Annotated in this window: 32 protein-coding genes and 2 tRNA genes; 20 read left to right on the forward strand and 14 right to left on the reverse strand. The window is 70.7% G+C overall.

From position 1 onward, the window contains the following. Window positions 1–91 precede the first annotated feature (91 nt). Both AC3AOF_RS03670 and AC3AOF_RS03675 read left to right on the forward strand, forming a co-directional pair. Window positions 92–2,134 carry a hypothetical protein gene (locus AC3AOF_RS03670; protein ID WP_279356732.1) on the forward strand — a complete coding sequence of 681 codons (2,043 nt, stop codon included), beginning with the start codon at window positions 92–94 and terminating at the stop codon, window positions 2,132–2,134. Window positions 2,135–2,290: 156 nt separating this feature from the next. Then, complete coding sequence (locus AC3AOF_RS03675) at window positions 2,291–2,836, forward strand: phage antirepressor KilAC domain-containing protein (RefSeq protein WP_279356731.1); 546 nt, start codon at window positions 2,291–2,293, stop codon at window positions 2,834–2,836. Between the two features lie 82 nt (window positions 2,837–2,918). Here the strand turns inward: AC3AOF_RS03675 and AC3AOF_RS03680 are convergent, their stop codons facing one another. The 5 genes from AC3AOF_RS03680 to AC3AOF_RS03700 are packed head-to-tail and all read right to left on the reverse strand — an operon-like array spanning window position 2,919 to window position 6,218. After that, window positions 2,919–3,326 (reverse strand): hypothetical protein, encoded by a 408-nt coding sequence (locus tag AC3AOF_RS03680; protein WP_279356730.1) that lies wholly within the window; start codon window positions 3,324–3,326, stop codon window positions 2,919–2,921. After that, window positions 3,314–3,667 carry a hypothetical protein gene (locus tag AC3AOF_RS03685; protein WP_279356729.1) on the reverse strand — a complete coding sequence of 118 codons (354 nt, stop codon included), beginning with the start codon at window positions 3,665–3,667 and terminating at the stop codon, window positions 3,314–3,316. The genes AC3AOF_RS03680 and AC3AOF_RS03685 overlap by 13 nt, the downstream gene beginning before the upstream one ends. Further along, window positions 3,654–3,905: a hypothetical protein gene (locus AC3AOF_RS03690; protein WP_279356728.1), complete on the reverse strand. Its 252-nt coding sequence runs from the start codon at window positions 3,903–3,905 to the stop codon at window positions 3,654–3,656. Before AC3AOF_RS03690 ends, AC3AOF_RS03685 begins: the two co-directional genes overlap by 14 nt. Before the next feature lie 10 nt (window positions 3,906–3,915). Continuing rightward, the gene (locus AC3AOF_RS03695) at window positions 3,916–5,625 is read right to left on the reverse strand and encodes a P-loop NTPase family protein (RefSeq protein ID WP_279356727.1); all 1,710 of its coding nucleotides are present in this window, start codon (window positions 5,623–5,625) and stop codon (window positions 3,916–3,918) included. Between the two features lie 56 nt (window positions 5,626–5,681). Beyond that, window positions 5,682–6,218: a hypothetical protein gene (locus AC3AOF_RS03700; RefSeq protein ID WP_279356726.1), complete on the reverse strand. Its 537-nt coding sequence runs from the start codon at window positions 6,216–6,218 to the stop codon at window positions 5,682–5,684. Between the two features lie 137 nt (window positions 6,219–6,355). On the opposite strand from AC3AOF_RS03700, the gene AC3AOF_RS03705 reads away from it, so the two are divergent. From AC3AOF_RS03705 to AC3AOF_RS03715, 3 genes are all read left to right on the forward strand, one after another. Next, window positions 6,356–6,760 carry a hypothetical protein gene (locus AC3AOF_RS03705; protein WP_279356725.1) on the forward strand — a complete coding sequence of 135 codons (405 nt, stop codon included), beginning with the start codon at window positions 6,356–6,358 and terminating at the stop codon, window positions 6,758–6,760. Continuing rightward, the gene (locus tag AC3AOF_RS03710) at window positions 6,757–7,281 is read left to right on the forward strand and encodes a hypothetical protein (RefSeq protein ID WP_279356724.1); all 525 of its coding nucleotides are present in this window, start codon (window positions 6,757–6,759) and stop codon (window positions 7,279–7,281) included. Before AC3AOF_RS03705 ends, AC3AOF_RS03710 begins: the two co-directional genes overlap by 4 nt. Before the next feature lie 165 nt (window positions 7,282–7,446). Next, window positions 7,447–8,049 (forward strand): metallophosphoesterase, encoded by a 603-nt coding sequence (locus AC3AOF_RS03715; protein ID WP_279356723.1) that lies wholly within the window; start codon window positions 7,447–7,449, stop codon window positions 8,047–8,049. Window positions 8,050–8,087: 38 nt separating this feature from the next. Here the strand turns inward: AC3AOF_RS03715 and AC3AOF_RS03720 are convergent, their stop codons facing one another. From AC3AOF_RS03720 to AC3AOF_RS03730, 3 genes are read right to left on the reverse strand one after another with little or no spacing between them, the layout of a single operon-like run. Then, window positions 8,088–8,330 (reverse strand): hypothetical protein, encoded by a 243-nt coding sequence (locus AC3AOF_RS03720; RefSeq protein WP_279356722.1) that lies wholly within the window; start codon window positions 8,328–8,330, stop codon window positions 8,088–8,090. Beyond that, a complete protein-coding gene (locus AC3AOF_RS03725; protein ID WP_279356721.1) occupies window positions 8,327–8,647 on the reverse strand; it encodes a hypothetical protein in 321 nt (106 codons plus the stop codon). The genes AC3AOF_RS03720 and AC3AOF_RS03725 overlap by 4 nt, the downstream gene beginning before the upstream one ends. A gap of 14 nt (window positions 8,648–8,661) precedes the next feature. Beyond that, window positions 8,662–9,078 (reverse strand): hypothetical protein, encoded by a 417-nt coding sequence (locus AC3AOF_RS03730; RefSeq protein ID WP_279356720.1) that lies wholly within the window; start codon window positions 9,076–9,078, stop codon window positions 8,662–8,664. Window positions 9,079–9,237: 159 nt separating this feature from the next. Between AC3AOF_RS03730 and AC3AOF_RS03735 the strand changes: the two genes are divergently transcribed. Continuing rightward, window positions 9,238–9,816, forward strand: a complete 579-nt coding sequence (locus tag AC3AOF_RS03735) for a hypothetical protein (protein WP_279356719.1) — start codon at window positions 9,238–9,240, stop codon at window positions 9,814–9,816. Window positions 9,817–9,961: 145 nt separating this feature from the next. On the opposite strand, the gene AC3AOF_RS03740 is transcribed toward AC3AOF_RS03735, so the two are convergent. Beyond that, the gene (locus tag AC3AOF_RS03740) at window positions 9,962–10,255 is read right to left on the reverse strand and encodes a hypothetical protein (RefSeq protein WP_279356718.1); all 294 of its coding nucleotides are present in this window, start codon (window positions 10,253–10,255) and stop codon (window positions 9,962–9,964) included. A 209-nt stretch (window positions 10,256–10,464) separates the two neighbouring features. Between AC3AOF_RS03740 and AC3AOF_RS03745 the strand changes: the two genes are divergently transcribed. The 11 genes from AC3AOF_RS03745 to AC3AOF_RS03795 all read left to right on the forward strand — a co-directional run bounded on the left by AC3AOF_RS03745 (window position 10,465) and on the right by AC3AOF_RS03795 (window position 16,565). Continuing rightward, the gene (locus tag AC3AOF_RS03745; RefSeq protein WP_279356717.1) at window positions 10,465–10,911 is read left to right on the forward strand and encodes a hypothetical protein; all 447 of its coding nucleotides are present in this window, start codon (window positions 10,465–10,467) and stop codon (window positions 10,909–10,911) included. 139 nt (window positions 10,912–11,050) lie between these two features. After that, the gene (locus AC3AOF_RS03750; RefSeq protein ID WP_488347718.1) at window positions 11,051–11,524 is read left to right on the forward strand and encodes a hypothetical protein; all 474 of its coding nucleotides are present in this window, start codon (window positions 11,051–11,053) and stop codon (window positions 11,522–11,524) included. 37 nt (window positions 11,525–11,561) lie between these two features. Then, window positions 11,562–12,326 carry an abortive infection family protein gene (locus AC3AOF_RS03755; RefSeq protein WP_279356715.1) on the forward strand — a complete coding sequence of 255 codons (765 nt, stop codon included), beginning with the start codon at window positions 11,562–11,564 and terminating at the stop codon, window positions 12,324–12,326. A 157-nt stretch (window positions 12,327–12,483) separates the two neighbouring features. Next, window positions 12,484–12,555, forward strand: a tRNA-Pro gene (locus AC3AOF_RS03760). A gap of 91 nt (window positions 12,556–12,646) precedes the next feature. Further along, window positions 12,647–12,723: transfer RNA gene (locus AC3AOF_RS03765), tRNA-Pro, on the forward strand. Window positions 12,724–12,977: 254 nt separating this feature from the next. Further along, complete coding sequence (locus AC3AOF_RS03770; RefSeq protein WP_236992027.1) at window positions 12,978–13,184, forward strand: hypothetical protein; 207 nt, start codon at window positions 12,978–12,980, stop codon at window positions 13,182–13,184. A gap of 75 nt (window positions 13,185–13,259) precedes the next feature. Then, a complete protein-coding gene (locus AC3AOF_RS03775; RefSeq protein ID WP_488347719.1) occupies window positions 13,260–13,793 on the forward strand; it encodes an ion channel in 534 nt (177 codons plus the stop codon). 162 nt (window positions 13,794–13,955) lie between these two features. Next, a complete protein-coding gene (locus AC3AOF_RS03780) occupies window positions 13,956–14,405 on the forward strand; it encodes a response regulator (RefSeq protein WP_488347720.1) in 450 nt (149 codons plus the stop codon). 150 nt (window positions 14,406–14,555) lie between these two features. Further along, window positions 14,556–15,203, forward strand: coding sequence for a BON domain-containing protein (locus AC3AOF_RS03785; protein WP_236992024.1), 648 nt, complete (start codon window positions 14,556–14,558; stop codon window positions 15,201–15,203). Window positions 15,204–15,259: 56 nt separating this feature from the next. Continuing rightward, window positions 15,260–16,075: a universal stress protein gene (locus AC3AOF_RS03790; protein ID WP_236992023.1), complete on the forward strand. Its 816-nt coding sequence runs from the start codon at window positions 15,260–15,262 to the stop codon at window positions 16,073–16,075. A 40-nt stretch (window positions 16,076–16,115) separates the two neighbouring features. Then, window positions 16,116–16,565: a host attachment protein gene (locus AC3AOF_RS03795; RefSeq protein WP_488347721.1), complete on the forward strand. Its 450-nt coding sequence runs from the start codon at window positions 16,116–16,118 to the stop codon at window positions 16,563–16,565. Window positions 16,566–16,613: 48 nt separating this feature from the next. On the opposite strand, the gene AC3AOF_RS03800 is transcribed toward AC3AOF_RS03795, so the two are convergent. The 3 genes from AC3AOF_RS03800 to AC3AOF_RS03810 all read right to left on the reverse strand — a co-directional run bounded on the left by AC3AOF_RS03800 (window position 16,614) and on the right by AC3AOF_RS03810 (window position 18,733). Continuing rightward, the gene (locus tag AC3AOF_RS03800) at window positions 16,614–17,474 is read right to left on the reverse strand and encodes a universal stress protein (protein ID WP_488347722.1); all 861 of its coding nucleotides are present in this window, start codon (window positions 17,472–17,474) and stop codon (window positions 16,614–16,616) included. Window positions 17,475–17,591: 117 nt separating this feature from the next. Further along, entirely contained in the window at window positions 17,592–17,918 is a 327-nt protein-coding gene (locus tag AC3AOF_RS03805; RefSeq protein WP_236992020.1) for a c-type cytochrome, read from the reverse strand. Further along, window positions 17,918–18,733: a universal stress protein gene (locus AC3AOF_RS03810; protein WP_488347723.1), complete on the reverse strand. Its 816-nt coding sequence runs from the start codon at window positions 18,731–18,733 to the stop codon at window positions 17,918–17,920. The genes AC3AOF_RS03805 and AC3AOF_RS03810 overlap by 1 nt, the downstream gene beginning before the upstream one ends. Before the next feature lie 180 nt (window positions 18,734–18,913). Between AC3AOF_RS03810 and AC3AOF_RS03815 the strand changes: the two genes are divergently transcribed. The 3 genes from AC3AOF_RS03815 to AC3AOF_RS03825 all read left to right on the forward strand — a co-directional run bounded on the left by AC3AOF_RS03815 (window position 18,914) and on the right by AC3AOF_RS03825 (window position 22,892). Continuing rightward, on the forward strand, window positions 18,914–21,451 hold the full coding sequence (locus AC3AOF_RS03815) for a phosphoketolase family protein (protein ID WP_488348953.1): 2,538 nt from the start codon (window positions 18,914–18,916) through the stop codon (window positions 21,449–21,451). A 120-nt stretch (window positions 21,452–21,571) separates the two neighbouring features. Continuing rightward, the gene (locus tag AC3AOF_RS03820; RefSeq protein WP_488348954.1) at window positions 21,572–21,727 is read left to right on the forward strand and encodes a transposase; all 156 of its coding nucleotides are present in this window, start codon (window positions 21,572–21,574) and stop codon (window positions 21,725–21,727) included. A 323-nt stretch (window positions 21,728–22,050) separates the two neighbouring features. Then, window positions 22,051–22,892, forward strand: a protein-coding gene (locus tag AC3AOF_RS03825; RefSeq protein WP_442919232.1) for an IS5 family transposase whose coding sequence is annotated in 2 segments (ribosomal slippage) — window positions 22,051–22,441 and window positions 22,441–22,892 — 843 coding nt in all. Because the reading frame shifts where the segments join, the coding sequence is not laid out codon by codon here. A 14-nt stretch (window positions 22,893–22,906) separates the two neighbouring features. On the opposite strand, the gene AC3AOF_RS03830 is transcribed toward AC3AOF_RS03825, so the two are convergent. Further along, window positions 22,907–23,446 carry a hypothetical protein gene (locus AC3AOF_RS03830; protein WP_488347724.1) on the reverse strand — a complete coding sequence of 180 codons (540 nt, stop codon included), beginning with the start codon at window positions 23,444–23,446 and terminating at the stop codon, window positions 22,907–22,909. Window positions 23,447–23,459: 13 nt separating this feature from the next. Then, window positions 23,460–24,536 (reverse strand): extracellular catalytic domain type 2 short-chain-length polyhydroxyalkanoate depolymerase, encoded by a 1,077-nt coding sequence (locus tag AC3AOF_RS03835; protein ID WP_488347725.1) that lies wholly within the window; start codon window positions 24,534–24,536, stop codon window positions 23,460–23,462. Window positions 24,537–24,883 lie beyond the last annotated feature (347 nt).

Here is a 24,883-nt window from a genome sequence, read left to right on the forward strand (position 1 = left end):
CAAATGCTTGCGACGCACGGAACATGCTGAGGTTCGCGCGTCGGGTGTGGTGCCCCGGCGATCCGCGAGGTTCGGGTCACGGGCTCAGCACATGCGTTTCTCCCAGGGCGACGACGCGCCCTTGTCCTTCGCCCATCACGTGCCGGAGGCCGCTCTCGCGCGCCTCGGCATTCCCCTCGGGCGCACGCGCGACGACCGCGCCGTCCAGCGCGCCATCATCGGCCAGGCTCTCGTCCGGCATGACGGCGGCGGCGGCCGCATCTCGTATTCGCGCAGCGGCGAGTGGTGGCGGCAGGACCGCTACGAGGACACCCCATTTGGCCGGGCCAGGGTGCTCGGCACCGTCGACACGCTGACGAAGATGGGCTTGCTCAACGGCTTTCGGGCCAAGCGCGGCGCCCATCTTGCCGAGGAAAAGGCCGACCGGCTGCAGTCGGCCTTCTGGGCGACCGAGTCCCTCGTGCAGGCCATGAGCGGCGAGGCCGTCGAGCACCGGCGCCCGCGCGTGCCCGTGCTGCTCCGGGACGAGAACGGTGACCCGGTGGCCCTGCCGAAGACGCAGAAGGTCCAGCGCATCATCCGCACCATGGAGCGCCGCAACGAGGAACGTGCCGGCATCCATGTGAGCGTCGACCCGAAGGCCGTGGCGCAGGGGCGTTGGCGGTTCTCGAACCATCACTGGTGGGCGCTCACCGACGCGGGCGAGTGGACGTGCGTCAGGGGCGAGGAGCACCCCTACATGGTTCAGATGTTCGCGCGGCGTTCATTCGACCTGCATGGGCGCATGTATGGCTTTTGGACCGGCCTGCCCGGCGTGCGTCGGTCCGAGCTCCTCCTGAACGGGGAGCGCGTCTGCGAGGAAGAGCCGGATTGGAGCTGCCTCCATCTGGACCTCGCCTATGCCATGTGCGGGCTCAGGCTCGACGGTGACGCCTACGAGGTGCCGGGGGCCGAGGGCGTCGTCAGCCGGGCCCAACTGAAGGGCGCGGTGAACACCTACATCAACGCCGCAGACCCTGTGGCAACCGCGCGGTCGCTGATGCTGAAGCGGTTCGAGCGCGACAAGAAGGGCCGCAGGAAGTGGCCGCTCAGCATGACCTGGGACGGCACGAAGGCGGTGATAGCCCGCATCGAGGAGCGGCACGAAGGCATAAGGCACATGTTCGGGTCTGATGCGGGCGTGAGGCTCATGCGTATCGACTGTGAAATGGCCGGGCAGGTCATGGACGCCTGCGCGAAGGCGTCCGTCCCGTGCTTGCCGGTGCACGATAGCTTCTCCGTCCCGGCCCAGCACAAGGGGTTCGTCGAGGGCGTGATGGATGAGGTTCTCGACCGTACCCGCGACAGACTTTCTGGTTCGGGTTCAACGGTTTACCCCGTCGCTCGCCTACACTGTGCGGGGGCGGCGTCGGGCCTCCCGGGGGCGGAGCCCCTGGGGGCCTCGTCCGTGGAACCTGAGACCGCCCCCGTGGTGGAGGTCGCCGGCCTTGCCGGAGAAGCTCCGTCCGCGCCCCCTGTCTCCTCCCCGGTCCTCGTACCCGCGACCTTAGTAGAAGGCCCTCCGGCGGTCCTCGCGGTCTCCCCTCCGGTCCTCGTACCCGAGCCCTTAATAGAAGGCCCATGGGGGGTGGCCGCCGGGTCGTACGCGGGCTCTACCACCGACCCTCGTGTCTCTACACCGTCCCTCGTAGACGCCAGCCCTGACGCCTCCTGGACCTTGCAGGATGTGGCTCCCGTACCCCGCGTTATAGTCTCCGCACCTGATCTTCAGGCGTCGTCCAGGGAGCCCCGTACAGCGCCTCCCGCCTCGTACCCCTTCCCAGACCCGCGCGGTTCCTCAATTGCCGTCCCTGACCTTGCCTGGACCTCGGAGCCTCCCGTGACGCGCACCGCCTCCGCCTTCTCCCCCGTTCGGGGGCCCCACGTCATCTACGTCGACGGTAGGCCCGTGAAGGGGTCGCCGTTCTACCTCCGGCCCCTCGCGGACGAGCTCCAGGCGCAGGGGCACGAGCCCTTCACGCCGCCATTGCGCGAGCCGATACTGGCGCCGGGCCTCGCGCGCGCGGGTTCCGATTTCCCCCTCGGTCGCGTTGTCGCCGGGCAGGCCCCCGCCTATACTGTCGGCACCTGCTGAGGGTCGTCTGCACCACAGATGTGAGCCCCCGTCCGGCCCCGCCGCGGCGGGGGCTCTGCTGTCTGGGACCGGGACCGGGGGGGCACGACATCGTCCTGGGGGCCTGCCCGAACCGGCCTGTCCGGCGCACGCTTCACGGAGCCTCAGGAGGTTCCCGTGCCGGCCGTCGCCCTCGCCCCCGCGGCCGCCCCGCCCGCCGACCCGTCACCTCCGCCGGCCTGCATGTCCCATGACCGGTCGGGCGGGTACTCGGAGCAGCTCATCGCGGCCAAGGCCGAGGTCGCCGAGACCCGCCAGGCCCTCGTCGTCACCGAGAAGCGGGTCTCCTTCGCCGAGGCGGTCATCGAGGAGGTCAAGCCGAAGGTCGACGCGTTCCACGCCTTCCTCTCGGACGACGGGCTCTGCAACCTGCGCACCGCCGCCCGGGCGTACGATGCCCCTTCCCAGCTTTTCGTCGACTGGCTCAAGGACCGCGGCTACGTCTTCCGCGAGAAAGGTGACCTACAGCCGTCGGCCGGCATGCGCCGGGATGGCTACATGAAGCTGCGGGCCGGGCCGGACGCCGTCGGCAAGCTCCGGAACCAGGCCATGGTGACCCGCTCCGGCCTGTTCTGGCTCCGCCAGCGTTGGCACGTCGGCCCCGGCCGAGTGCTCGCCCTCCAGGCCGCGCAGGCTCAACGCCAAGGCCGTCTCGACATCTGACCCCGATGCAGGGAATGCGTAGCTAAGGCGCCTTAGCTACCAGCGAGGCCCGGTTCCCCCTCGGGAGCCGGGCCTTTCAGCGTCAATCGCCGGACGAGAGGTCGCCCGGTCCGGACGCGCAGCGCGCGTCAGTGAACTGCCCCTTCTTCGCGTCAGTCCGCTCGTCGATGATGAAGCTGCCGCCCGGCTTGGGCGCGTCCCATCCTCCGCCGATGGCGACCATCCGGCCCCGGCCGGCCTCCCCCTTCGCGGCGAGCACCGTCGTCTCGCGGCCCGTGCGCGTCGAGACGACACCGCACGTGACGGTGACGCGCCAGCCGCCCCCCGGCCCGGGTACCGCATCGACGCGGCTATAACGCTGCCGGCCGGGGCCGTCGGGAACGCGCACGTCGTAGAGCCACCGGTCACTGGCTTGCGGGAAGCGGTCCGCCTCCGCCGCGACGGCCGGGACGGCGGCGAGCAGGGTGAGGCCGAGGGTCAAGGAACGCATGCTCTATCCTCCAGGGTAATCCAGGATGTGCCGTCGGCCTCGAACCAGGCGAAGGACGCGGCGGTGATGTGGTGGCCGTCGGCGAGGAAGACGCCGGCGCCGTAGACGTCGAAGCGGAGCCGGCGGGCCCAGGGCGGCCGGGGCGCGGCGGTGGGAGTCCCTCGCGCGACGGCGCAGACCTCGCGGACGCGCCGGTTCCTGACGCGGGCCAGTGCCCCGGGGCGCACGACGAGGACGATGCCGGTCAGCGCTACGGCCTCGACGTGGGCGACGACGCGGCCGCCCTCCCGCAGTGACCAGCACCGCCGCCGGGTGTGCCGGTAGACCTCACAGGGAGGCACGCCGCCGATCCTGCATCGGGCCGCGCCGCCGCCGGTAAGGCGCGCTCATGGCGTTCGCCTCGACAGCGAGCGCCTCCGCGAGGAGGAGCCCTTCCGGCTCCTCGCCGTCGTTCCGGCGGGCGAGGAGCTCGTCGACGTGCAACGCGGCGCCGACGAGCACGGGGCCGCTGGCGAGGCGGTGCTGCCAGGCCAGCCGGAGGCGGTCCCGGACGGCGCCCAGGTTGTCGTTTTCAGCCATGGCGGCCCCCTCAGTTGGGCATCGCGCGGGCGAAAACCTCGCGGGCGGCGAGGACCCCCTCGACCATCCGCCGCAGCGGGCGCAAGCTGCCCCCGCGCCAGGCCGACAGGGCGTCGAGCTCGTCGCCGTCCAAGGGCGGACACCAGGCCTCGTCGAGCCCCCGTTCGCGGCGGAGCTCGTCAAGGATGGCAGCCGCAGCGATGGGCATGTGCTCCCGGCGCGGCATCGGCCACTCAACCGGGGGTGCGCGGTCGAGCAGGGGCCCGGAGACGCCGTCCCTCGTGTTCGCCGTCAGGACGTAGGAGATGCCGGACAGATCGAGCGGCACCTCCAGCGCCGGGTCAAATACGGCCTTGGCCGTGCTCCCCCGCTCCAGGAACGGGAGCAGGGTTTCGTCAAGGCGACCCCAGCGCCTGCTCGGACCAGCCTTCTCCGCCTCGTCGACGATGACGCCCAGGGACGCCAGCCGGAACCGCAGGACACCCTGCGCGGGCACGGACAGCCGCCAGGTGGTCCAGGTCCGTGAGGCGCCGGCAAAATTCCCGCCGTCCATCACGCCGGCCGCGCTGTACAGCACCTCCGGCAGGCCGCACGCCTTGAGCAGGGCCCGGGCATATGCCGTCTTGCCCCCGCCCATGCCGCCGACCAGCGTGCGCGGGCGCAGCATCGCGAAGGGCGCGCCGACGAGATCGGACGCGTACTGCTCCGTGACCTCACCCGCCCACGGAAACGCGGCGTTCAGCGTCGCCGCGACGGCGGCCGGGTCCGGCGCCGGCGTCAGGGGCAGGGCAACCTCGGCGACGGGCTCGCAGAGCGCCCGCGGGCTGTCGCCCCGGTCCCGCGCGACCAGGCTGGGCTGCGCCAGGTGCGTGAGCGCCGGGAACACGACGAGGGAGAAGCCAGGCTCGGGCGCCACCTCGGGTTCGGTAGGCAGGATGGCCTTGGGCGCCAGCGTCGTGGGGAACGGCTTCGGCCTAGCCGGCGGGCGCCGGACGACCTCGGCGCGGTCGTCATCCGTCGGGCCACCGCCCTGTGCGTCACGGGCGTCGGCGTCCGCGTCGCGCGACCCGGCACGCTCGCCGAGGATCTCGCGACCCAGGTCCAGCGAGCGCTGGATCACGCAAAGCGGCGGTCCGCCCGGGCGCCACGTCCCGAGACCCTCCGGGTGCGCCAGCAGGCTCCGGGCGCCGACGGAGAACCGGAGGAACCCCGGCGCCCGCAGCGCGGCGCAACGCTCGGCGGCTGCCGCCGAGCGCTCCAGGGCTGCGCGGTCGCCGGTCTCGGCGAGACAGGCGTCCGAGAGCTGCGCGATACGGACGTAGTCGAGGACGACGCCCTCTTGGCTCTCTGTCGCCAGGTGGTCGTCGAGGTCCATCATGAACGGACCACCGTCGATCTCCTCGACACGCTGGGCGCAGCGGCGACCCAGGCGCTCGACGTCGTCGCGAGCCGCCTCCACCCTGGAGGGCGAGAGGGGGATCGGGAGATGCGGCAGGGACAGGCACACCGCCCAGGCCTGCGCCGCGTCGCGGGCGAGCTCGGCGTCCCAGTGCGTCTCCGCCGTCGGGACGTCGCTGAGCGGCGGGCTCTCCCAGCGCCGCTTGATGTAGCGAACCAAGGGGATGAAAGGGTGGGCGTCGGAGTGGGTCGGTGCCTTGAGCGAGCCGCGATACATCGCGAGCGCGCTGAACGGCTCCGCCCTGTCGGCGGCGTCGGACATTGGATTGCATTCTCCTCGCCAGGTAAGGCCTACGCCACCTGACTTCGAGCCCGACTCTAGTCCGGATCTCCTAACCAAACCTTAAGCTGACGCGGCCAGGCCGGTTTTCCCCTGCGTGCCGCGCGGACGATGTCGGAAGCCCGCTTCGCCGCGTGCAGAGCGATCTCGTGGCGCTCGGCGTCGTCGATGCCGGGGGCGGCGTCGGCAGAGCGCGCGACGGCCAGGATCAGGGCGCCCAGCGTCTCGGCGTCAGGCTCCGAGGCCGCTTTTGCCAGGACGAGCAGGACGCTCGGAGGCAGGCCCTGACGGGCGAGACGCTCGGCGGCCAGGTTCCGCCGCTTGACCCCGAAGACGGCCTCGAAAGCGTACGTCCACCCTCCCGGCCAGAGCTTGCTCGCCGCGCGGTCGATGGCCGGCTCCAGGGCGACGTTGACCGCCTCGCGGTCGAGCGGCACCGGCTCCCCGTCGCCGAGGAGGTACGCCTGCCTCTCGGGGTCGTACGCGAGCGCCAGATGGCCGACGCGCCCGACGATGGTCCAGCCCTCAGGGGCCGGCCAGCGCTCCGCGTCCATCTCTTCCAGGTCGATCTTCATGCCGCCCGGGATAGCACGGCCCCGGCGGAGCGCCAGCGGGGCGACGGCGTCTGTTCGAATCGACGCGCCTGCGTACCATCGGAGGTGGGCCTAGCCCGCGAGGTCACCGAGCCGTGGCCGCACCCAGGACCCCCGCCATGCGTCTTCACTGGAACCGCGTCCGCCGCGCCCGACGGCTGCCTGCACCGTTGCCGCCGACGCCGAAGCGTCCGCTCGGGCCGCCGGTGCTGTTCGGCCTCGACGGGCGCGACATCCGCCTGCGTGCCGACGTCGTGGCGGCCTACGGCTCATGGGAGGCCTTCCTCGACCATGCGGCACAGGTCGGCCTCGACGCGCTGGAAGATCGTCAAGGCGGCGCGCAGACATTCTTCCATTCGGTGACGCGATTGGTCCCCGACGCGGAGCGCCGCGATCTGTACTGGGAACTGAACCAGCGGATGCGTGGCCTCCTCCGACGCCGGCACGGAGAACGCGTCACCGTCAAGGAGACCCCGACCCGAGATGGCGGGATCATGCAGCGCCTCTTCGGGAGGGCGGCATGAAGGAGGCCATCGAGCTCGATGGCCCCGACGGCCAGCCGATGCCGATGACGCTCAGGCGGATCGGCGCCAGGGAGTGGGTCAACCACATCGTCCGGCAGGCCGAGGCTGCCCCTCGCTTCGAGGGCAACCGCAGGGAGCGCCGGAAGGCGGCCGCGCAGGCGCGCAAGGGCGTCCCGGCGAGCGAGATGGCGAGCGTCCAGGAGCCGGTGGGCCCGGACACCATCCGGTCGATGTTCGCTGAGGCTGAGGCTGAGAAGGCGGAATTCGAGGCGTCCCGCACCAGGCGGCTCGCAGAACTGGCATCGAACTACCAACATTCGATGGACTGGATGCGCGTCCAGGCGCTGCAGGGTCGCATCATCGACACGGCGACGCCCGAGCAGCGCGCCGCCCGGGAGGCCGCCGTCGCCGAGGAGTGGGAGCGCCTGCGCCTGGCGGAGGAGGCTTCCGAGGCGGTTGCCGGAAATCCGGCACGCCCCGGTTACCCCGCCGCCCAGGCTATCCGGCCAGGGAATACGTAACCCTGCCACCAACAGCCGCTTGCCGCCCCCGGCGCGAGCTGCGATCCCTGGCCCACCGAAGCCCCACGAGGCCCACCGTGAAACGCATACGCCACCCCCGAACCGCTGAGACCCATCCCGGGGCGTGACGCCGTGCGCGCAGCCCCCGCTACGGAGGCTGCCTTCATGAAGACCAAGCACGACACCTTCAATTCCTCGACGACCTGGTTCACCTCGGACTGCCATTTCGGGCACCGGGGCATCCTCCAGATGGAGGCGCGCCCGTTCGCCTCCATCGAGGAGCATGACGACGCGCTGATCCAGGCCTGGAACTCGCGCGTCCGTCCCCAGCATGACGTGTTCTTCCTGGGCGACTTCGCGATGAACTCCAGCGCCGACCGGTGCCGGGAGGTGTTCGCACGGTTGAACGGGCGGAAGCACTTGATCATCGGCAACCACGACAAGGAACGTCACCTGTCGCTGGGGTGGGCGAGCGAGCCGGCGGACCTGCGGACTATCCACGTTGACCAGGTTCGCCTCGTCCTTTGCCACTATGCCCTCCGGACCTGGAACGGGTCGTGGCGCGGCGCGCTGCACCTTTACGGGCACTCGCACGGCAAGCTGCCGGGCACGTCCCGCTCCCTCGACGTCGGCGTGGACGCCTGGGACTACCGCCCGGTCAGCTTGGCCGAGATCCGCGAGCGCATGGCGGATACGCCCGAGACCGACGAGGAGCGTCGGATCGCGGAGGAAGCCGCGAAGGCCGAACGGGAGGCCGATGGGGCCTGAAACGACGAGGGCCCCGGGACGCTCCCCGGGGCCCTTCTCTATTCCGCTTCCGCGATGGCGGCGGCCGCCCGGCGCATGGCCTGGGCCCGCCCCTCCAGCCCGGACGCCTCCCGCCCGAGCAGGCCGAGCAGCGCCGGCGCCACCGTCTCGGGGATGTTCCTCTGCCCGGCGGCCCACCTCTGCATGAGGCGGGCATCGACGCCGAGCGCGGCCGCCAGAGGCCGGCGCCATTCGGAACCGTAGAGCGCCTCACCGGCGGCCGCGAGCAGGTCGGGCGTCACGCCTCGGCTCTCCAGACGCAGGCGCCCTGCCACTCATCGCACCAGGCCATGAGCTCCAGCGGCTCGTCCGGAGTGACGCCGCAGGCCCACGCCAGGACCTCGCCGGATGGGAGGGTTCCCAGGTACCGGTCGCCGGGCCGATCCTCGCGGTACCAGGCGGGGCGCGCGGCCGTGCAGGCCGCCGCGATGGCCGCTGCGGCGCGCCTGGCGTCGGCCTCGGTGCGGGCGGACCGCAGGACCTGGATGGCCGGCAGCGCGCTCAGGGCAGCGCGGCGGGCGCCGACCGGGTAGCTGAAGAAGGGGTTGTTGTCGTTCATGACGTGCGCCCCCCTTAGATCGTCAGGCCGAGGGCGCGGTCGTCGGCGTCGAGGGCCGCGAGGTCCCGCTCCAGCAGGACCCGCGCGAGGTCGACCCGGATGGCCGTCACGCTCTCGCGCTGGCGGCGAACGCGGCCCTCGGGCAGGGCGTAGGTGTAGCGGAGCTCGACGCAGATCTCCCCCTCGATGTCGACGTCCGTCTGCAAGGCCCAGTCGATCCACGCCTGGTGGATGGACTTGGTGCGGCGCCAGTCCGCCTGGATGACGAGGTCGAGGTCGGGTCGCGGGTACTCCTCGTAAGGGGCCGCGATGCGGGCGTAGATGACCGGCGTGGCGCCGGCGGCGGCGAGGCTGTCGGCGAGGCGCTCGCGGTCAGCCTGATCGAGGGGCTTGGCCGGGCGCGAAAGGCGAATCGAGGTGTTGAGGGTCATGAGCCGAGGTCTCCCGTACGGCGTGGCGCGGGACGGCAGGGCCGACCTCGCATAAGGGGATGGTACGGGTGGCGTCGAAAGCTGCAAGGCCCCCGCGGGCAGGATGTGGCTTTCGTGGCCAGGGCGCACCCTGCCGGGGTCACCCCTCAGGAGGCCCCCATGCGTTCCGTTGTCCGTTTCGTCGCCCTCATCATGAAGGCTGCCCTCGCCGCCATGGCGGCTGCCCCCAAGCTCGTATGGGACGGGGTCCGTTGGGTCGCCCGCTCCCTGTCCGGCGCGCCCGGGCAGGCGGCCGCCGCGCAGGCCGAAGCCGTGGCCGAGATCCAGGCGGCCGCGGCGGAGGCCGAGCAGGACCTCGCCGCTCCGGCCGCGGCTGCTCCCGCCGCGCCGTCGGCGGACGCCTCGGTGGAGTGGGGCCAGGCTGCGCTACGGTTCCTTGCCGGCCAGCGCCGCGGCGTCGAGGGCACGCTCGACGAACCGGCCCTGGCGTATCTCGGGGCGCTTTCGTCCGAGCAGCAGGCCCGCCTGGCCGCGCACCCGGCTCGTCGGATCGGCGAGCACCTCCTTCGCGAGCGCCGCATCGCGAGCCTGCCCGAGCCGGAGGACATGGCCACCTGGCGCCGGGCCGAGATCGAACGGCTCTGCCGTCAGCCCCTGCCCGAGCCGGTCCTGCGCGTCGACCCGTGGGCCGGCCTGCCTCGGGAAGCCCGGTCGCGGCCGGCGCCCGCCTTCGCCTGACGCGCTACCCCGAACGAGAGAAGCCCGCCTGGGCGTCCCGGGCGGGCTTCTTTTTTGGGGAAATCGAGATCTAGCTTGCTTGAAGGTATTGACTCTTGCGCGCTGCGCACATGTGCGCCCCACGTGCGCACATCATGGCATCGGGTCATGCCACGGCGGCACGCGCCAGGATGATGCGGCGGAGCTCGTCCTCCTCCGTGGCACGGGCAGCCTCGGCGCGGGCGGCGTTCGCCTGACGGGCGCAGGCGGCGGCGACGCGGGCCGTCCGGACGCGGGCGGCTACGGCGCGGTAGGCGTCCGCGAGTTCGGCGTCCTGCTCGGCGCGGGCGGCCTGGCGGGCGAGGCGTCCGGCGACAAGGGCGGACCCGAGCGCGCCGGCGATGCCGTAGGCCGCGCTCTCGAAGCCGCCGGCGACTTGGTGGGCTGAGTGGTGCGTCATCAGGGCGGTCTCCGTCGGTGCGTGCCATCGAGAGATCGCAGCTCCCCGAATCGGTGCCAAGAGTCGCCCAACTCCTTCCTGTGCGCAGGGTAAAGGAAGCCCTGGGCGTAGCCCTCCCCGGGACATGTAGCGCCACGGCTGGGCATGTCCGTGACTTGTCCTTGTGCCTCGCTAGCCCGAGGGGGACGATGCCTCATCAGGAGGTTCACATGCGCTACTACGACGACGCTCTCGAAGACGAATTCATTGCCGACCGCCTCGAAGAGGCCCGCGCCGACGCTGACGACGCGCCGGCGCCCGGTCCGATCCCGGAGCGCCGTGCCTCGAAGACGTGGGGCTTCCGCCGCACCGACGCCCAGCGCAAGCGGGTCGAGCGAGCGAAGCGGAAGGCCGCGGGGATGGTTGAACCCTCCGTGCTCGATGCCGCCATCGTGACGGCCTACGCCCGCATGCTCGTGGAGGGCGACGCGGTGAACCTCATCGCGCGCCGGGGCACGATGGAGGGCATGAGCCTGAGCGTGCACCGGGTCTACGAGGAGGCCCGAACCATCCTGCTGGAGAAGGGCGCGACCCCCGCCGGGGCTCGGCGGATGCTCGGCGAGCGCCTCCTCGGCGTGAAGGATAAGGATTTGGATCTGGTGGACAAATCCGCTTGATTAAGCGTTACAGCCGCGAGGAGGTAACGGGGTGCCAATATACTGACCCTTTGGCACCCCTGTAGAACCGTCCGGAAATCGGGCGCTAACCCGAACCGGGCCACGGTCCCCGACATGAAGGGGGACCACGATGGCGGAGATGACGAACATCGAGACGGCGCAGCGGGCACTCCTTCTTATGCGGGCCCAACGCCGGGTAGCCGACGCCCATAATCGCCTTCAGCTACGCGAGCCCGGCACCACCGTCCGGTTCCCCGACGGATCGCTCGGCTGCCGCTCGACGCCCGAGTACGACGAGGCGTTCGACCAGTGGGAGGCGGCCAAGGCGAAGCTCATGCGCCTGTACCGTGAGACTGTCGTCGCCACGGACCTGCCCGGCGACCTGGTCCGCGAGGTCCTGCTCGCCCGCGTGGCGCATGCCGGGGCCAAGGCTTGGTGCAAGGGAATCGCCGTCATCCCAGGCGCGCCCGACCTCGACCCAGACCGGGTCAAGGCCGAAGTTTCCGCGCTGCGCGCGAGGGAGCGCGAGCGGGCCTCCGAGACCCTCCGGGTCGCCAAGATGCTGGAGGACGAGGAGGCCACCCACCAGCGTGGTCAAGGACCGGCGAACTAAACCGCGCTACTCCTAGGCGTAGCCGGAGGTACGACGCGTGGACGACATCCCCGAAACACGCCTGGAGCAGATCGCGATGATGGAGGGCATCCTCATCTCACGGGCGACCGGCGGCTCGCCCGACGGGCACACCTACGAGTACCTGCGCCGCGAGGTGCTCGCCGATGCCGAGCTCAAGTCCCTGATGCCGGAGTTCGTCCGGACCTGCCGCGACCTCGGGGCCTTCTGGTCCCACGTCAAGCCGCGGTTCGACCGGTACGAGGAGCGGCGGACCTACATCCGTAACGCCTTCGCGCCGGTGATGGATCACCTTGAAGGCCGCAACCGGGCCCCCGGCGACGCGGTGGTTGGGGACGCGCTCGCGCAGTTCGACGCCGAGGGCGTCCACGCCGTCTGGACCAAGGCCCTCGCGCGCCGGACCTCCGACCCGGAGGGCGCCATCACCGTCGCGCGCACGCTGCTGGAGGCGGTGTGCAAGCACATCCTCGACGGGCTCGGCGTCGCCTACGCGGACAAGGACGACCTGCCCAAGCTCTACGGCGCCGTCGCTCGCGGGCTGAAGCTCGCCCCGGACCAGCACCGCGAGGAGCCCATCCGCGCCATACTCGGCGGCGCGATGACCCTGGTGAATGGTCTTGGCACCCTGCGCAATCGTTTCTCGGATGCTCACGGTGACGGCCCGCCGACGGACGAGCGGCCCCGCGTCCGTCCTTCGCCGCGGCACGCCAGCCTAGCGGTCAACGCGGCTGGGGCCGTCGCCACCTTCCTCGTCGAGACCTACCAGGAGCGCGGCAAGGGTTAACGCGACCCGCCGGGGGCGTGGCCTGGAACGGGACACGGAGGCCAGCTCATAACGTGAACCGACCAAACATCGACCAAACATGATGCCGTTAGGAGAAGTGATTTGACGTGACGAGAGGTGACGACAGAAACCCCCTTGCGCTGCCGACGGCGGCGTCGTAGAGACACCGCCGTCGGCACGGTCCCACGTTCGGGACGTGGGGGTCGCAGGTTCAAATCCTGCCACTCCGACCAGCGCTCTTCACCGAGCCTGTGTCTTCCCGAGACAACCAAGCATCCGCAGGATGTTTGAGACTACGATACCCGTGCCTTCGGGCGCGTCGGAGTGTAGCGCAGTCTGGTAGCGCACCACGTTCGGGACGTGGGGGTCGCAGGTTCAAATCCTGCCACTCCGACCATTCTTCTCAGCAGGAGAATGCGTCTTCCCGGGAACCTGTCGGCAGCGGCCACGGGTCCAGTCATCGTTTCACGAAAAATCCGGTTCCCGCGGCAAGGCCGAGTGTCGCGGTCGCGATGCAGCGTGATCGCCGCGTCTACCGTTCCGCCCGGCCGAATGTCGGATCGGGGCCGGCGCGCCGTCCGCCTTGCGCTGGATCAACGCCCCCGTCGGGGACCTCGTCATCATGGGCGTGTCCAGCACGGGGAGACGACGATGACGATGGCCTTGCACGGCACGATCGGGGCCGGCCTGCGCACGAAGACCTTGCCGGGCGGCGGCGCCAGGCCGATGGCCGCGAGCGGTGCCGAGACGCGCATCGCGGACATTTCCCGGTACCGGACGATCGGAAGCGCGTCGGCGCTGGCCGCCGCCGTCGCCGCATCGCTCGTCGTGACGGCACTGCTCCAGCTCGCTCTCTGACACCGGGCGCGCGGCACCGGGCCGACGCATCCGCTCCATCGACGACGAGGCGCCGTTCCGCAGCAGGGCCGAACCATGCTCGTCGTGCTGTCCACCAGCGTCGCCCTCGTGGCCGTCACCATCCTGGTGCTCTACGAGACCCTGCGGCTGACCTCGGAGCATCTCGCGGAACTGCCGGTGCCGCCCCGCACCCGGATCATCGTCGTCGTGCTCGCGGCCTTCGTCGGGCACACGGCGGCGGTCTGGGTCTATGCAGGGGCCTACTGGCTGCTGGTCCTCCGGCTCGGGCTCGGCGCGTTCTCGGGCGTGCCGGTCGAGAGCTTCGAGGATTGCCTGTTCGTGTCCGTCGTCGCCTATACCTCGCTCGGCTACGGCGACCACGTTCCCCTCGGCCATGCCCGGCTCCTGACCGGGGTCGAGGCGCTGAACGGCCTTCTGCTGATCGGCTGGTCCGCCTCGTTCACCTACCTGGCGATGGAGCGCTACTGGCCGCTGCACGGCAAGCGACCCCGGTCCGCGGCGCTCCGGCGCAAGGGCGCGCGGCTCGGACGCGGCACGGAGACGACGCCGGGCCGCGAGCCCGCCTTTCCGCCATCGACGAAGCCTTGAACCGCGCCGCCCTTGATCCAGCGCAACGCGGGGCCCCCTCATCCTTCCATCCTGAGCCCCGATGCGAGGGCCCGGGTGCAAACGCTCGAAACGAGCCGGGCGGGGAGGAGCCAGGAGATGCAGGGTCAAGAGATGCAGGGTCAAGAGATGCAGGGTCAGGAGATGAAGACGACGCCATTCGCGCCGGTCGTGCTGGTGGCCGAGCCGCAGGCCCTGCCGGGCCTGTGGCTCGAGGACGTACTGGCCGATGCCGGCTGCACGGTCAGCGGCCCCTACGGCACCTGCGCCGACGCTCTCGCGAGCCTGGACGCGGCGCCGCCCGATTGTGCCGTGGTCAGCACGGACCTGAACCGGGGCTCGGGCTTCCCGCTCGCCTGCGCACTGCGGCGGCGCGGCATCCCCTTCGTCCTGATCGCCGGGACGGTGCCGATTCCGCGCGCCTTCGCGGACGTTCCCCGGTTCGACCGGCTCTTCGAGGCCGGTGCGATGATCGGGACCGTGGCCGCCTGCCGTGGCGGCCATGGCGGCACCCGGGCCTGCCCGATGGCGAAAGGCGGCCCGGGCCCCGCCCCCCTTGCGCTGGATCAATGTCCGACCGCCTGCCGGGTCTAAGCAGAGTTGCCTGGTGCAATTTTGCTCGGCATTTCGGTTTTGCATCGATTCATCCGCCGGATCGGCGAACAACTCGGCGAATGATGCAGAGCTTAGTCGTGATCCGGACCGGGCCTCGGTCGGATCCGGCGCGAGATCAAGGAGGCACTCATGAGTGACAGGACGATCCGCCAGAACGTCATCGACGAACTCGATTTCGATCCGAGCATCGACGCCGCCGGGATCGGCGTCGCGGTCGAGGACGGCATCGTCACGCTCACCGGGCACGTCGCGAGCTACACCGAGCGCGTCGCCGCCGAGAAGGCCACCCGGAAGGTCCGCGGCGTGCGCGGCGTCGTCGAGGAGATCAAGGTCCGCTTCGCCGGCGACAGGCCGCCGCGCGACGAGGATCTGGCCCATCGGGCGGTGCAGATGCTCGACTGGGCCGTGACCGTGCCGAAGAACGCCGTGCAGGTGAAGGTGCAGGACGGCTGGGTGACGCTGACCGGAGAGGTCGAGTGGCAATACCAGAAGGAGGAGGCGCGCGCCGCCCTGAAGCGGCTGACGGGCGTCGCCGGTATCGTCAACATGATCGACGTGACCCCGCGCGCCGATGCGGCCGACGTGCGCAGGAAGATCGAGGCGGCGCTCAAGCGCAGCGCCGAGGTCGAGGCGGACGCGATCCGGGTGACCGTCAAGGACGCGCAGGTGACGCTCGAGGGCAAGGTGCATGCCTGGCACGAGCTCAAGCTGGCCGAGAACGCGGCCTGGTCCGCTCCCGGCGTCCGCGCCGTCGTCGACCGTCTCACCGTCGCCTGAACCGCGACGCGGGGCGGGCCCCGCCCGTCCCGCGCGCCGACACGGGAGCCGCCCTCATGACATTCGCCAGCATCCTGGTGACGGTCGATCTCAGGCCTGCTTCGCGCGAGCGCCTGCGCCTGGGGAGTCGTCTCGCCGATCGGTTCGGCGCCGGCCTGATCGGCGTGGCGGCGGACGAGCCGTCCTTCGGGGTTCCGCCGGTCGGCCCGACGCTCGGGGGCACCTACACCCTGCCGGCCGCGAGCGAGATGGTCCTGAACGACCTGGCGCGGGCGCACGCGATCTTCGAGGCCGAGACGGAAGGGATAGGCGACCGCCGGCGCGCATCGTGGCGCTCCGATCTCGGCCCGCCGCTGCCCTTCCTGGTCGCGCAGGCCGCCGCAGCCGATCTTGTGGTGGTCGGCCGGAGAGAGGATGCGGCCTCGTTCGCGATCGACCCGGGCGATCTCGCGATGCAGCTCGGGGGACCGGTCCTGGTCGTGCCGCCGGGCATCGACCGGCTCGACGCCGATCGCGTCCTGATCGGCTGGAAGAACACCCGCGAGGCGCGCCGGGCGGTGCGGGACGCGATGCCGTTCCTGACCCGGGCCTCCCGGGTCGTGGTCGCATCGATCGACGACGGAATCGGGCCGGCCGATCCGGGGGATCTCGTCGGCCTCCTGGGGGCCCACGGCGTCGCGACGCAGGCCGTGACGCCGGATGCGATCGGCGCCACGACCGCCGAGGCGCTCACAGACGCCGCCGCCGAGCATGCCGCCGACCTCGTCGTCGCCGGCGCCTACGGCCATTCACGCCTGCGCGAATGGGCCTTCGGCGGCGTCACCCGGGACCTGCTCGCCGGCAGCCCGGTCTGTTGCCTGCTGAGCCATTGATCCCAAGGACGGGACGACCCTTCGAGGTGGGAGCGACCTCATGACCGCGAAGCCTCCCCTGATGATCCCGCATCACGGCTGCGTCCTCGTCGCCGACGGCCGCAAGGCCCTGGTGCTGCGCAATGCGGGCCATCCCCTCAACCCGGATCTCCAGATCCGGCAGGTGATGGAAGCGCCGCCCAACCCGCCGACCCACGAGCAGGGCACCGACCGGCCGCCCCGCGTCCGGGTCGAGGAACGCCGCAGTGCCATCGCGCAGACGGACTGGCACGACCAGGCCGAGCAGCGTTTCGCCGGGGAGGTCGCGGCGGCCCTGGACCGCGTCGCCGACCCGATCCCGACCCTGGTCGTCGTCGCGCCGCCGCGCTTCCTCGCCGCCTTGCGCCTCGCCCTGCCCGAGCGGCTCCGGCGCGTCGCCATGGCGGAGATCGACCAGGATCTGACCAAGCTGACGGTGAGCGAGATCCAGGAGCACCTCTGCGCCGGATGAGCCGGGACCACCGGTCCCGGCGAGCGATCCTTGCGATCTCCGCCGTCCTCAATGGGCCATCAGCACCGGCATGCGGGCGGTCTCGATCACGTGCCGGGTGACGCCGCCGAGCAGGAACTCGCGCACCCGGCTGTGGGTATAGGCGCCGAGCGCGAGCAGCGAGGCGTCCCATCGCTCGGCCGCGTCCAGGATGGCGGCGCCGACCGACATTCCCTCCCCGACAGTCACGGTGCGGGCCTCGGCCACGATGCCGTGCCAGCGCAGGTAGGCGCACAGGTCCGCGGCCTTCGCCTCCTCGGCGCGCTCCGTCCGCGCCTGGAGCACGGTCACCCGTCCCGCCGCGTGCAGCAGCGCGATCGACTGGCCGATGAGGCGCGTGCCTTCCAGGCTGCCGTTCCAGGCGATCACCACGTGGTCGAAGAGGTCGTGGGGAACGGTCTCGCCGATCATCAGGGCGGGACGGCCGACCGAGAACAGGGCGGTGTCGAGGGCGCGGCCGGTGAAGGGCCGGGCCGGATCGGGCCGGTCGACGAGGACGAGATCATTGACCCGGCCGGCCAGCGTCAGGACGCGCTCGACGTCGCCGGACAACTCGGTCCAGGTGGCGAAGGTGGCATCCAACCGTTCCACCGCGGGCATGAACGGCACGCTTTCCCGCGCGCACCAGGCCTGGAGCGCCGCCCTTCCCTCGGCGGCGGCGGCGCGCATGCCCTCCTTGATCGCCGCGATGGTGGCGCTGCTGACGGGCGCCGTCCCGGCCAGTTCGGCAAGCACGAGCTCCGGTCCAGGGGCGATGAAGGCGACGCCGATATGGGCGTGGAGGCGCCGGCCGAGACGCAGGGCGGCGTCGAGCCGGCGGGTCGGATCGAGGCCGGGCGCGGTCGGGACGAGGAGGCAGCGCAGGAACATCGGGAAGGATCCTCCTAGACGGACGTCGCAGACGTGGTCGCCGGTCTTGCGGAGAAAATCTGCGACGGAACGACGGGCTGAGCGGACGATGCGGTGGCAGGCCAGCGCATCGTCCGCTCAGCGTTCGAGGGACTTGAGGTAGGCGATGAGGGATTGCGCCTGGTCCGGATCGAACCGGAATTCGGGCATGCTCGGATGGCCGGTGCGGATGCCCTCGGCCAGGGACTCGGCCAGGTCCTCGACCGGGTAGCGGGTGTGGAGGTCGCGGAAGGGCGGCGCGGCGGCCAGGGGACTGTCGCCGGAGCGCCCGACGGCGTGGCATCGGGCACAATGGGCGCGGGCGAGCGTCCCGCCCTGCGCGACCTGCCGGTCCCAGGCCCGGGCGGTTCCGGAGAGGAGCGCGAGCGCGACGGCCGCGGCCGCGAGGGGAAGGCGGGCGCGCATCAGTGGCTCATCAGGCAGCAGAGGGGCGTGGTGCGCAGGATGTCGCGGGTGACGCCGCCGAACGCCCATTCGCGCAGGCGCGAATGGCCGTAGGCGCCGGTCACCAGCAGGTCCGCGCCCTCGCGCTCGCAGAAGCGCAGCACCTCGTCCGCGGCGCTCAAGGCCGGGCTCGGCAGCAGGTGGGTGGTCGCCGAGACGCCGTGCCCGGACAGGTACTGGGCCGTCGCCTCGGCGCCGCCGTGATGGGCATCCGGCCCGACGGCCACGACGGCAGTCCGCTCGGCGCCGACGAGGAGCGGCAAGGCGTCGTGGACGGCGCGGCGGGCCTCTCGGGTGTCCTTCCAGGCGATGACCACCCGCCGGGGTACGAGCCGTTCGAGGCCGGGCGGCACCAGCAGGACCGGGCGGCCGACCTCCATCAGCAGCGGTCCCGGCGAGACGCCCATCGGGCCCGGATCGCCGTCGGCGGGGCCCTGCCGGCCGACGATCACCAGGTCGGCGATGCGGGCCTGCTCGGCGAGGGTGGCAAGCGGCGGGGCCAGGTTCCAGCGCCAGCCGCGCTTGGCAGCAGCGCCGGCCTCGCGCTCGAACAGCGCCTTGGCGGCGGCCAGCCGCTCGTGCGCCCGCTCCTCCTCGGCGTCGGCGAGGCGTTCGGCCGCCATTCCGTCGCGGGCCGGCACGACGAGGGGAACCGGGCAGGCGGCGACGCCGACGAGACGCGCCTCGCACCGGGCGGCGAGGCCGGCGGCGAGCTGGATCCGGTCCGCGCAGGCGGCCCCGAGATCGACCGAGACCAGGATGGAGGAGAGCTTCATGACCGTCTCCCGTGCCGAGACAGGACGGCTCGACCGGGATCAGCCTCCCACGCGGCCCCGCCCGGGGCCTTGATGCATCTCAACGCGGGCGTCGCCTTCCGCCGGCAGGCTCGCCTGAAATCTCAGGATTTGCAGCAGCGGGAGACGGACATGCGGGAGACCGGCACGGCAGCGGGCGCGATGCCGCCTGGCGAGGGCGGCCGCGAGCCCGGACCTGTCCAGGAATCCGGGCCCGCCTTCGTGCCCGGACCGCTCGGGCCGCAGGGCCTGCGCGAGATCGATGCGTATTGGCGCGCCGCCAACTACCTGTCGGTCGGGCAGATCTACCTGATGGACAACCCGCTGCTGCGCCGGCCGCTGGCCCCCCAGGACGTCAAGCCGCGCCTCCTCGGGCATTGGGGCACCACGCCGGGGCTGACCTTCGTCTACGCGCACCTCAACCGGGCGATTCGGGAGCGCGAGCTCGACATGATCGCCGTCTGGGGGCCGGGCCACGGCGCCCCCGGCCTCGTCGCGAATGCGTGGCTCGAAGGGACCTATGGCGAGATCTACCCGGAGGTGGCGCGCGACGCCGACGGGATGGCGCGCCTGTTCCGGCAATTCTCGTTCCCGGGCGGCATCCCCAGCCACGCCTCGCCGGAACTGCCGGGCTCGATCCACGAGGGCGGGGAACTCGGCTACGCGCTCGCCCACGCCTTCGGCGCCGCCCTCGACAATCCGGGCCTGACCGTCGCCTGCGTGGTCGGCGACGGCGAGGCGGAGACCGGACCGCTCGCCGCCTCGTGGCACTCGAACAAGTTCCTCGATCCCCTGCGCGACGGCGCGGTGCTGCCGATCCTGCACCTCAACGGCTACAAGATCGCCAACCCGACGCTGCTCGCCCGCCTGGACCGGGACGAACTGGAGAGCCTGCTCGTCGGCTACGGCTACGCCCCGGCCTTCGTCGAGGGCCATGAGCCCGGCCCGATGCACCAGGCCATGGCCGCAGCCCTCGATTCGGCCTTCGACGCCATCGCGGCGATCCGCGAGCGGGCGCGGCGCGGCGCGACCGGGCGCCCCCGCTGGCCGATGATCGTGCTGCGCAGCCCGAAGGGCTGGACCGGACCGCGGATCGTCGACGGCCGGCCGGTCGAGGGCACCTGGCGGGCGCACCAGGTCCCGGTCGCGTCGGTGCGCGAGAACCCGGCGCATCTCGCGATCCTGGAGGGCTGGATGCGCTCTTACCGCCCGGAGGAGCTGTTCACCGAGGACGGCGCGCCGGTCCCCGCCCTCGCGGCCCTGCCGCCGCAGGGGCCCCGGCGCCTCTCGGCCAACCCGCACGCCAATGCGCATGGCTCCCGGCCCCTGCGCCTGCCGGACCTGGCGCCGCTGGCGGTCGCGGTGCCGGCGCCGGGCCGCGTGACGGGCGAGGCGACGCGGGCACTCGGCCACTACCTGCGCGAGACCCTGGTGTTGAACCGGGAGGCCCGCAACTTCCGCATCATGGGGCCCGACGAGACCGCATCGAACCGCCTCGACGCGGTGTTTTCGGTGACGGACCGCGCCTGGCAGGGCCCGGTCCTGCCGGGCGACGACCATCTCGGGCCGGACGGCCGCGTGATGGAAGTCCTGAGCGAGCATCTCTGCGAGGGCTGGCTCGAGGGCTACGTGCTGACCGGCCGCCACGGCCTGTTCGCGACCTACGAGGCCTTCGTCCACGTGGTCGATTCGATGGTGAACCAGCACGCCAAGTGGCTCAAGGGCTCCCGCGCCCTGCCCTGGCGGCGGCCGGTGCCCTCGCTCAACATCCTGCTGTCGTCCCATGTCTGGCGCCAGGACCATAACGGGTTCAGCCATCAGGATCCGGGCTTCATCGACTTCCTGGCCAACAAGCGCGGCGACACCGCCCGTATCTACCTGCCGCCGGACGCCAATACGCTGCTGTGCGTCATGGACCATTGCCTGCGCACCCACGACCGCATCAACGTGGTGGTGGCCGGCAAGCAGCCCGCCCTGCAATGGCTCACCCTCGACGAGGCGGCCGCGCATTGCGCGGCGGGTGCCGGCATCTGGGGGTGGGCCTCGAACGAGGGCGAGGTCGAGCCCGACGTGGTGATGGCCTGCGCCGGCGACGTGCCGACCCAGGAGACCCTGGCGGCGGTCGAGTGGCTGCGCCGGCACGTGCCGGACCTGCGCCTGCGCGTCGTCAACGTCGTCGACCTGATGACGCTGGCCTCTCCCGAGATGCATCCGCACGGGCTGGACGAGGCCACCTTCGACAGCCTGTTCACCCGCGACCGGCCGGTGATCTTCGCCTATCACGGCTATCCGTGGCTCATCCACCGGCTGACCTACCGGCGCCGCAACCACGACAGCTTCCACGTCCACGGCTTTATCGAGGAGGGCACCACCACGACGCCGTTCGACATGTGCGTACTGAATCGGCTCGACCGCTACCACCTCGCACAAGCCGCGTTGCGCACCGTCCCGCGGCGCCTCGGGACCCGGGGCGACCATGCCGAGCAGGCCCTGCGGGACGCGCTCGCCGCCCACCGCGCCCATGTCTGCCGGACCGGCGACGATCTGCCGGAGATCCGCAACTGGGCCTGGGCCGAGCGGCACGGTTCGGCGCAGCCCGACCCGCGCCGGTTCGAGGGGGATATCATGCAGGGGGATGGTTGCTCCGGCCCGGGCGAGACCGTGGACGGCTGGACCATCGTCCCCGAGGCACAACGCTGACGTGCTGCCCCTGGCTTCGCGGGGCGGGGCCGGGGACTTGATGCCGGAAGCGCAGGACCTGTCTTCGGAAGCCATCGGATCAGATTGTGCCGCCACGAGGGCGGGGCGCGCCTGACGCTGTTGACCAGCGATCCGACCCGTCCCGCCACGGAGATCGCCGCCCTCCACGAGACACGCTGGCAGATCGAATTCCCGTTCCGCTGGCTCATACGGTTGCCGATCGATCGCTTCGCGATGCGGAAACCGGCTTCGCTCACGCGCCGCGCGGGCGGGTGATCCGCCGCTTCCTGGGCCGCAGCGAGGACGCCGTGCCGCCCCTGTCCGCGGGTGCCGATCCTGCGCTTCCTCGACCTGCCGCGGCAGGGCTTGTTCGAGCCCCAGACCTGGGCCGAGGCCGGAGCTCGGCTCTCCCCAAGACCGGCCGCGACCGGGCACCGAAGGAGAACGGCACGTGCTCCCTGACTTCCCCGGACAGCCCTGCGCGGAATTCGTTTCCCTGGAAGCTTTGCGTAAAACGAGCGGCCCTTAGAGTCTGTCCGGGAAGAATTTGTTTTTTCGGAGCGCGTTGCGGTTCGCGCCGACAGGCGTATGCTTGAGCGATGTGGACGCCTGAGAACCGCCAGCGGTACGACCGCAGCAAGCTTCGCTATCCCACTGATTTGACGGATGAGGAATGGGCGCTTGTTGCTCCCCTTCTCCCACCGGCTCGACGCGGGGGAAACAAACGAACGGTTGATCTGCGCGAGGTGGTCAACGGCTTGATGTATGTCCTTGGAACGGGGTGCCAATGGCGCGCTATCCCAAAAGATCTACCGCCTCGCTCGACGGTGCATGGCTACTTCGATTTATGGGATTACGACGGAACTCTCCTGCGCATCCATCACACCCTCTACGTTCTCTGCCGCGAACAGGCAGGACGTGAGGCCAGCCCAACGGCAGCGATCATTGACAGCCAGAGCGTCAAGAGCGCGGAAAAAGGGGGCGCACGATCGACCCGTCCGGCTATGATGCGGGCAAGAAGATCAAAGGCAAGAAGCGCCATCTCCTCGTCGATACGCAAGGTCTGCTGATGCATGCTCTGGTGCATCCGGCCGACGTGCAGGATCGTGATGGCGGCGTATGGGTCATGGCGACGCTGTTTAGTCTCTACCCGTTCCTGCTGAAGCTGTATGCAGATGGCGGCTACCAGGGGCCGGTGTTCCGGGAGGCGTTGGAACGGGTCTGCCGGTCTGTGACGGTGGAAATCGTCAAGCGGTCGGATCAGGCGGTCGGGTTCGAGGTCCTGCCCAAGCGCTGGATCGTGGAGCGGACGATTGGTTGGCTCAATCGCTGCCGGCGGCTGGCGAAGGATTGGGAGTGCCGCACCCGCAAGGCGCTGGCTTTCCTGCGCCTTGCTTCCATCCGCATCATGCTCAGAAAACTCTGCCAACAATCAGCATGATCCCGGACAGACACTTACGAAGCGACCTTCGAAGCCTGCATCTCCTTGACCTTCTTGCTCAGCCAGAACGAATAGCCGACGCTCGTATTCTCGATCAGCGCGGCGGTCTTGGTGGCGTAGACCGTCATCAGGTCGCCGCACCGGCCGATGAGGTTGAGATCCTGCTCCATGATCTTCGACACGGTGTTGGCGCTGCGCAGGGCCAGCGTACCCTCGGCGATGCGCATCAGCCCGGTGCGCCATTCCAGGTCGATGCTCCAGAGCTGACGCGCGAAGGCCGCCTGCATCGCGAACAGGTCGTCGATGACGTCCGGGGTCGGACGCACCGACAGGAGTTCCGCCGTCCCGACCGCGTTGGTGGCGCAGAGCGCCGCGATCTCGCTGACGGCTGCGCTGCGCCGCAGCGGCGCGTCCGCGCCGGGCGGCGCGGCGGCGGCGGCCCTCGCCGGGAGCTGGTCGGCCGCGTTCAGGGCCGTCCGCACGAAGGCGGTGAGCGGCAGGGCGGCGATGGGCGGAGGATGCGAAGAACCCGGGGGCGTGGCCTGAGACGTCATCGCGCAAAAATCCTCAAATGTCCTGGCCGGTGAGGCGATCGAGCATGCGGTCGATGGCCCTGATCTGGATCGCGTTCTTCGAATAGTAGTCGGGCGCGTGCGGGTCGTGGGAGCTGTAGCCCCACCAGTCCCAGCAGCCGTCGGGGTTCTGCATCACGCCGCCGTCGCTGCCCTCGGCTTGCGGGTAGAGGACGATGATATCGTTGCTCTCGGCGATGTGGTTGTAGCCCGTGGTGGTGACGTAGCGATTGCCGTAGGGTGGCTGGTTGGCGAGGTCGGGCAGGCCGCGGATGTAGTTGACGTAGTTGTAGCCCTGCTTGCAGCCATGCAGCGCGATATGGACCCCGGCGGCCTTCCCACCCGCGAGGACCGCGGAGGGCACGTAGGCGTAGCCGAACGCGCTCATGCTCGCGCGCCGCTCGCCATCGAAGAATTCGCGCTGGTCGAAGCGGATCAGCCGCCCGGTCGGATGCTCCGCCGGCGGCTTCAGATCGCCGTAGATGTGCCGGAGGATCCGGTGCGACTGCATGAACCGGCCGTTGTTGATGTAGGGCGGGCGGTTCACCGGAAGCGGCGAATCCTCGAGGTTGTCGGTGATGATCGCGTGGCCGGCATCGACGTCGCCGTCGTACCGGATGTCCTGCGGCCTGACCCCGATCGCCTCGTAGAAGTCGCGGGTGCGCCGGACGACGTCGGGATAGACGACGCAGTCGGACCGGCCGCTGAAGATGTAGAGCCGCTGGCCGGCGAGCCGATCGAGCGGATCGATGCCGCCGGCGCTCTCGGTGCTCCGGGTCAGCGCGACGAGGTCGTCCACGTCCGGCGCCATCGCGGGGATGAGCGGATTCATCCCGATGGCGAGCGCCCCCAGCGTGTAGGCGTCGGCCGCCAGCACCGCCCCACCCCGGAACGACTCGGCGCAACGATAGGGCCCGCCCGCGATGATGCCGGCACCGATGAACTTGCGCGAGTGAGCGAGGTGCAGCTGGACCGTCATGAACGCCCTGGAGGACAGGCCGGAAATCGAGTTCCGGCGTTCCTCGACCGCGTATCCCGACAGCCGCTCGGCCTGCTGGCTCACGTCGCCCATGTCCCCGTCCCTCGATAGGCCTCGCCGTCCCGGAACATCGGCCCGCCCCGGGATGAGTCGGACCAGATCACGCGATGCGCGATCTCGCAAGCGCGAAAAACCCGCTGATTTTTATTTTGCAATGCCAAAAAATATCGTACGGTGCCGAATAACCGCGACTCGTCCCACCCTGGAAACTCACCTCTCCTCTCGATACCCGTGGCATGCATGGCGATCAACTGGACGCGTCACCGTCTGCATTTTCCGTGACGATACGCGTACCGTCCACACCTGGCGGTTCTTCGCGACCCATCTCCACGCACACGGGATCGTGAAACCGGGCCGATTTTCGCCACGGTTGAGGCTTA

This window comes from Methylobacterium sp. 142-1Y (assembly GCF_057747795.1).

Excerpts from the sequence above, each read along its gene's own strand:
- AC3AOF_RS03725 (WP_279356721.1), bottom strand. The coding sequence starts at position 8,647 with ATGAACGACAACAACCCCTTCTTCAGCTACCCGGTCGGCGCCCGCCGC.
- AC3AOF_RS03740 (WP_279356718.1), bottom strand. The coding sequence starts at position 10,255 with ATGACGCACCACTCAGCCCACCAAGTCGCCGGCGGCTTCGAGAGCGCG.
- AC3AOF_RS03770 (WP_236992027.1), top strand. The coding sequence starts at position 12,978 with ATGACGATGGCCTTGCACGGCACGATCGGGGCCGGCCTGCGCACGAAG.
- AC3AOF_RS03690 (WP_279356728.1), bottom strand. The coding sequence starts at position 3,905 with ATGGCTGAAAACGACAACCTGGGCGCCGTCCGGGACCGCCTCCGGCTG.
- AC3AOF_RS03730 (WP_279356720.1), bottom strand. The coding sequence starts at position 9,078 with ATGACCCTCAACACCTCGATTCGCCTTTCGCGCCCGGCCAAGCCCCTC.
- AC3AOF_RS03750 (WP_488347718.1), top strand. The coding sequence starts at position 11,051 with ATGACGAACATCGAGACGGCGCAGCGGGCACTCCTTCTTATGCGGGCC.
- AC3AOF_RS03710 (WP_279356724.1), top strand. The coding sequence starts at position 6,757 with ATGAAGGAGGCCATCGAGCTCGATGGCCCCGACGGCCAGCCGATGCCG.
- AC3AOF_RS03790 (WP_236992023.1), top strand. The coding sequence starts at position 15,260 with ATGACATTCGCCAGCATCCTGGTGACGGTCGATCTCAGGCCTGCTTCG.
- AC3AOF_RS03795 (WP_488347721.1), top strand. The coding sequence starts at position 16,116 with ATGACCGCGAAGCCTCCCCTGATGATCCCGCATCACGGCTGCGTCCTC.
- AC3AOF_RS03805 (WP_236992020.1), bottom strand. The coding sequence starts at position 17,918 with ATGCGCGCCCGCCTTCCCCTCGCGGCCGCGGCCGTCGCGCTCGCGCTC.
- AC3AOF_RS03705 (WP_279356725.1), top strand. The coding sequence starts at position 6,356 with ATGCGTCTTCACTGGAACCGCGTCCGCCGCGCCCGACGGCTGCCTGCA.
- AC3AOF_RS03830 (WP_488347724.1), bottom strand. The coding sequence starts at position 23,446 with ATGACGTCTCAGGCCACGCCCCCGGGTTCTTCGCATCCTCCGCCCATC.
- AC3AOF_RS03775 (WP_488347719.1), top strand. The coding sequence starts at position 13,260 with ATGCTCGTCGTGCTGTCCACCAGCGTCGCCCTCGTGGCCGTCACCATC.
- AC3AOF_RS03700 (WP_279356726.1), bottom strand. The coding sequence starts at position 6,218 with ATGAAGATCGACCTGGAAGAGATGGACGCGGAGCGCTGGCCGGCCCCT.
- AC3AOF_RS03785 (WP_236992024.1), top strand. The coding sequence starts at position 14,556 with ATGAGTGACAGGACGATCCGCCAGAACGTCATCGACGAACTCGATTTC.
- AC3AOF_RS03680 (WP_279356730.1), bottom strand. The coding sequence starts at position 3,326 with ATGCGTTCCTTGACCCTCGGCCTCACCCTGCTCGCCGCCGTCCCGGCC.
- AC3AOF_RS03835 (WP_488347725.1), bottom strand. The coding sequence starts at position 24,536 with ATGGGCGACGTGAGCCAGCAGGCCGAGCGGCTGTCGGGATACGCGGTC.
- AC3AOF_RS03670 (WP_279356732.1), top strand. The coding sequence starts at position 92 with ATGCGTTTCTCCCAGGGCGACGACGCGCCCTTGTCCTTCGCCCATCAC.
- AC3AOF_RS03800 (WP_488347722.1), bottom strand. The coding sequence starts at position 17,474 with ATGTTCCTGCGCTGCCTCCTCGTCCCGACCGCGCCCGGCCTCGATCCG.
- AC3AOF_RS03810 (WP_488347723.1), bottom strand. The coding sequence starts at position 18,733 with ATGAAGCTCTCCTCCATCCTGGTCTCGGTCGATCTCGGGGCCGCCTGC.
- AC3AOF_RS03780 (WP_488347720.1), top strand. The coding sequence starts at position 13,956 with ATGAAGACGACGCCATTCGCGCCGGTCGTGCTGGTGGCCGAGCCGCAG.
- AC3AOF_RS03815 (WP_488348953.1), top strand. The coding sequence starts at position 18,914 with ATGCCGCCTGGCGAGGGCGGCCGCGAGCCCGGACCTGTCCAGGAATCC.
- AC3AOF_RS03745 (WP_279356717.1), top strand. The coding sequence starts at position 10,465 with ATGCGCTACTACGACGACGCTCTCGAAGACGAATTCATTGCCGACCGC.
- AC3AOF_RS03695 (WP_279356727.1), bottom strand. The coding sequence starts at position 5,625 with ATGTCCGACGCCGCCGACAGGGCGGAGCCGTTCAGCGCGCTCGCGATG.
- AC3AOF_RS03735 (WP_279356719.1), top strand. The coding sequence starts at position 9,238 with ATGCGTTCCGTTGTCCGTTTCGTCGCCCTCATCATGAAGGCTGCCCTC.
- AC3AOF_RS03715 (WP_279356723.1), top strand. The coding sequence starts at position 7,447 with ATGAAGACCAAGCACGACACCTTCAATTCCTCGACGACCTGGTTCACC.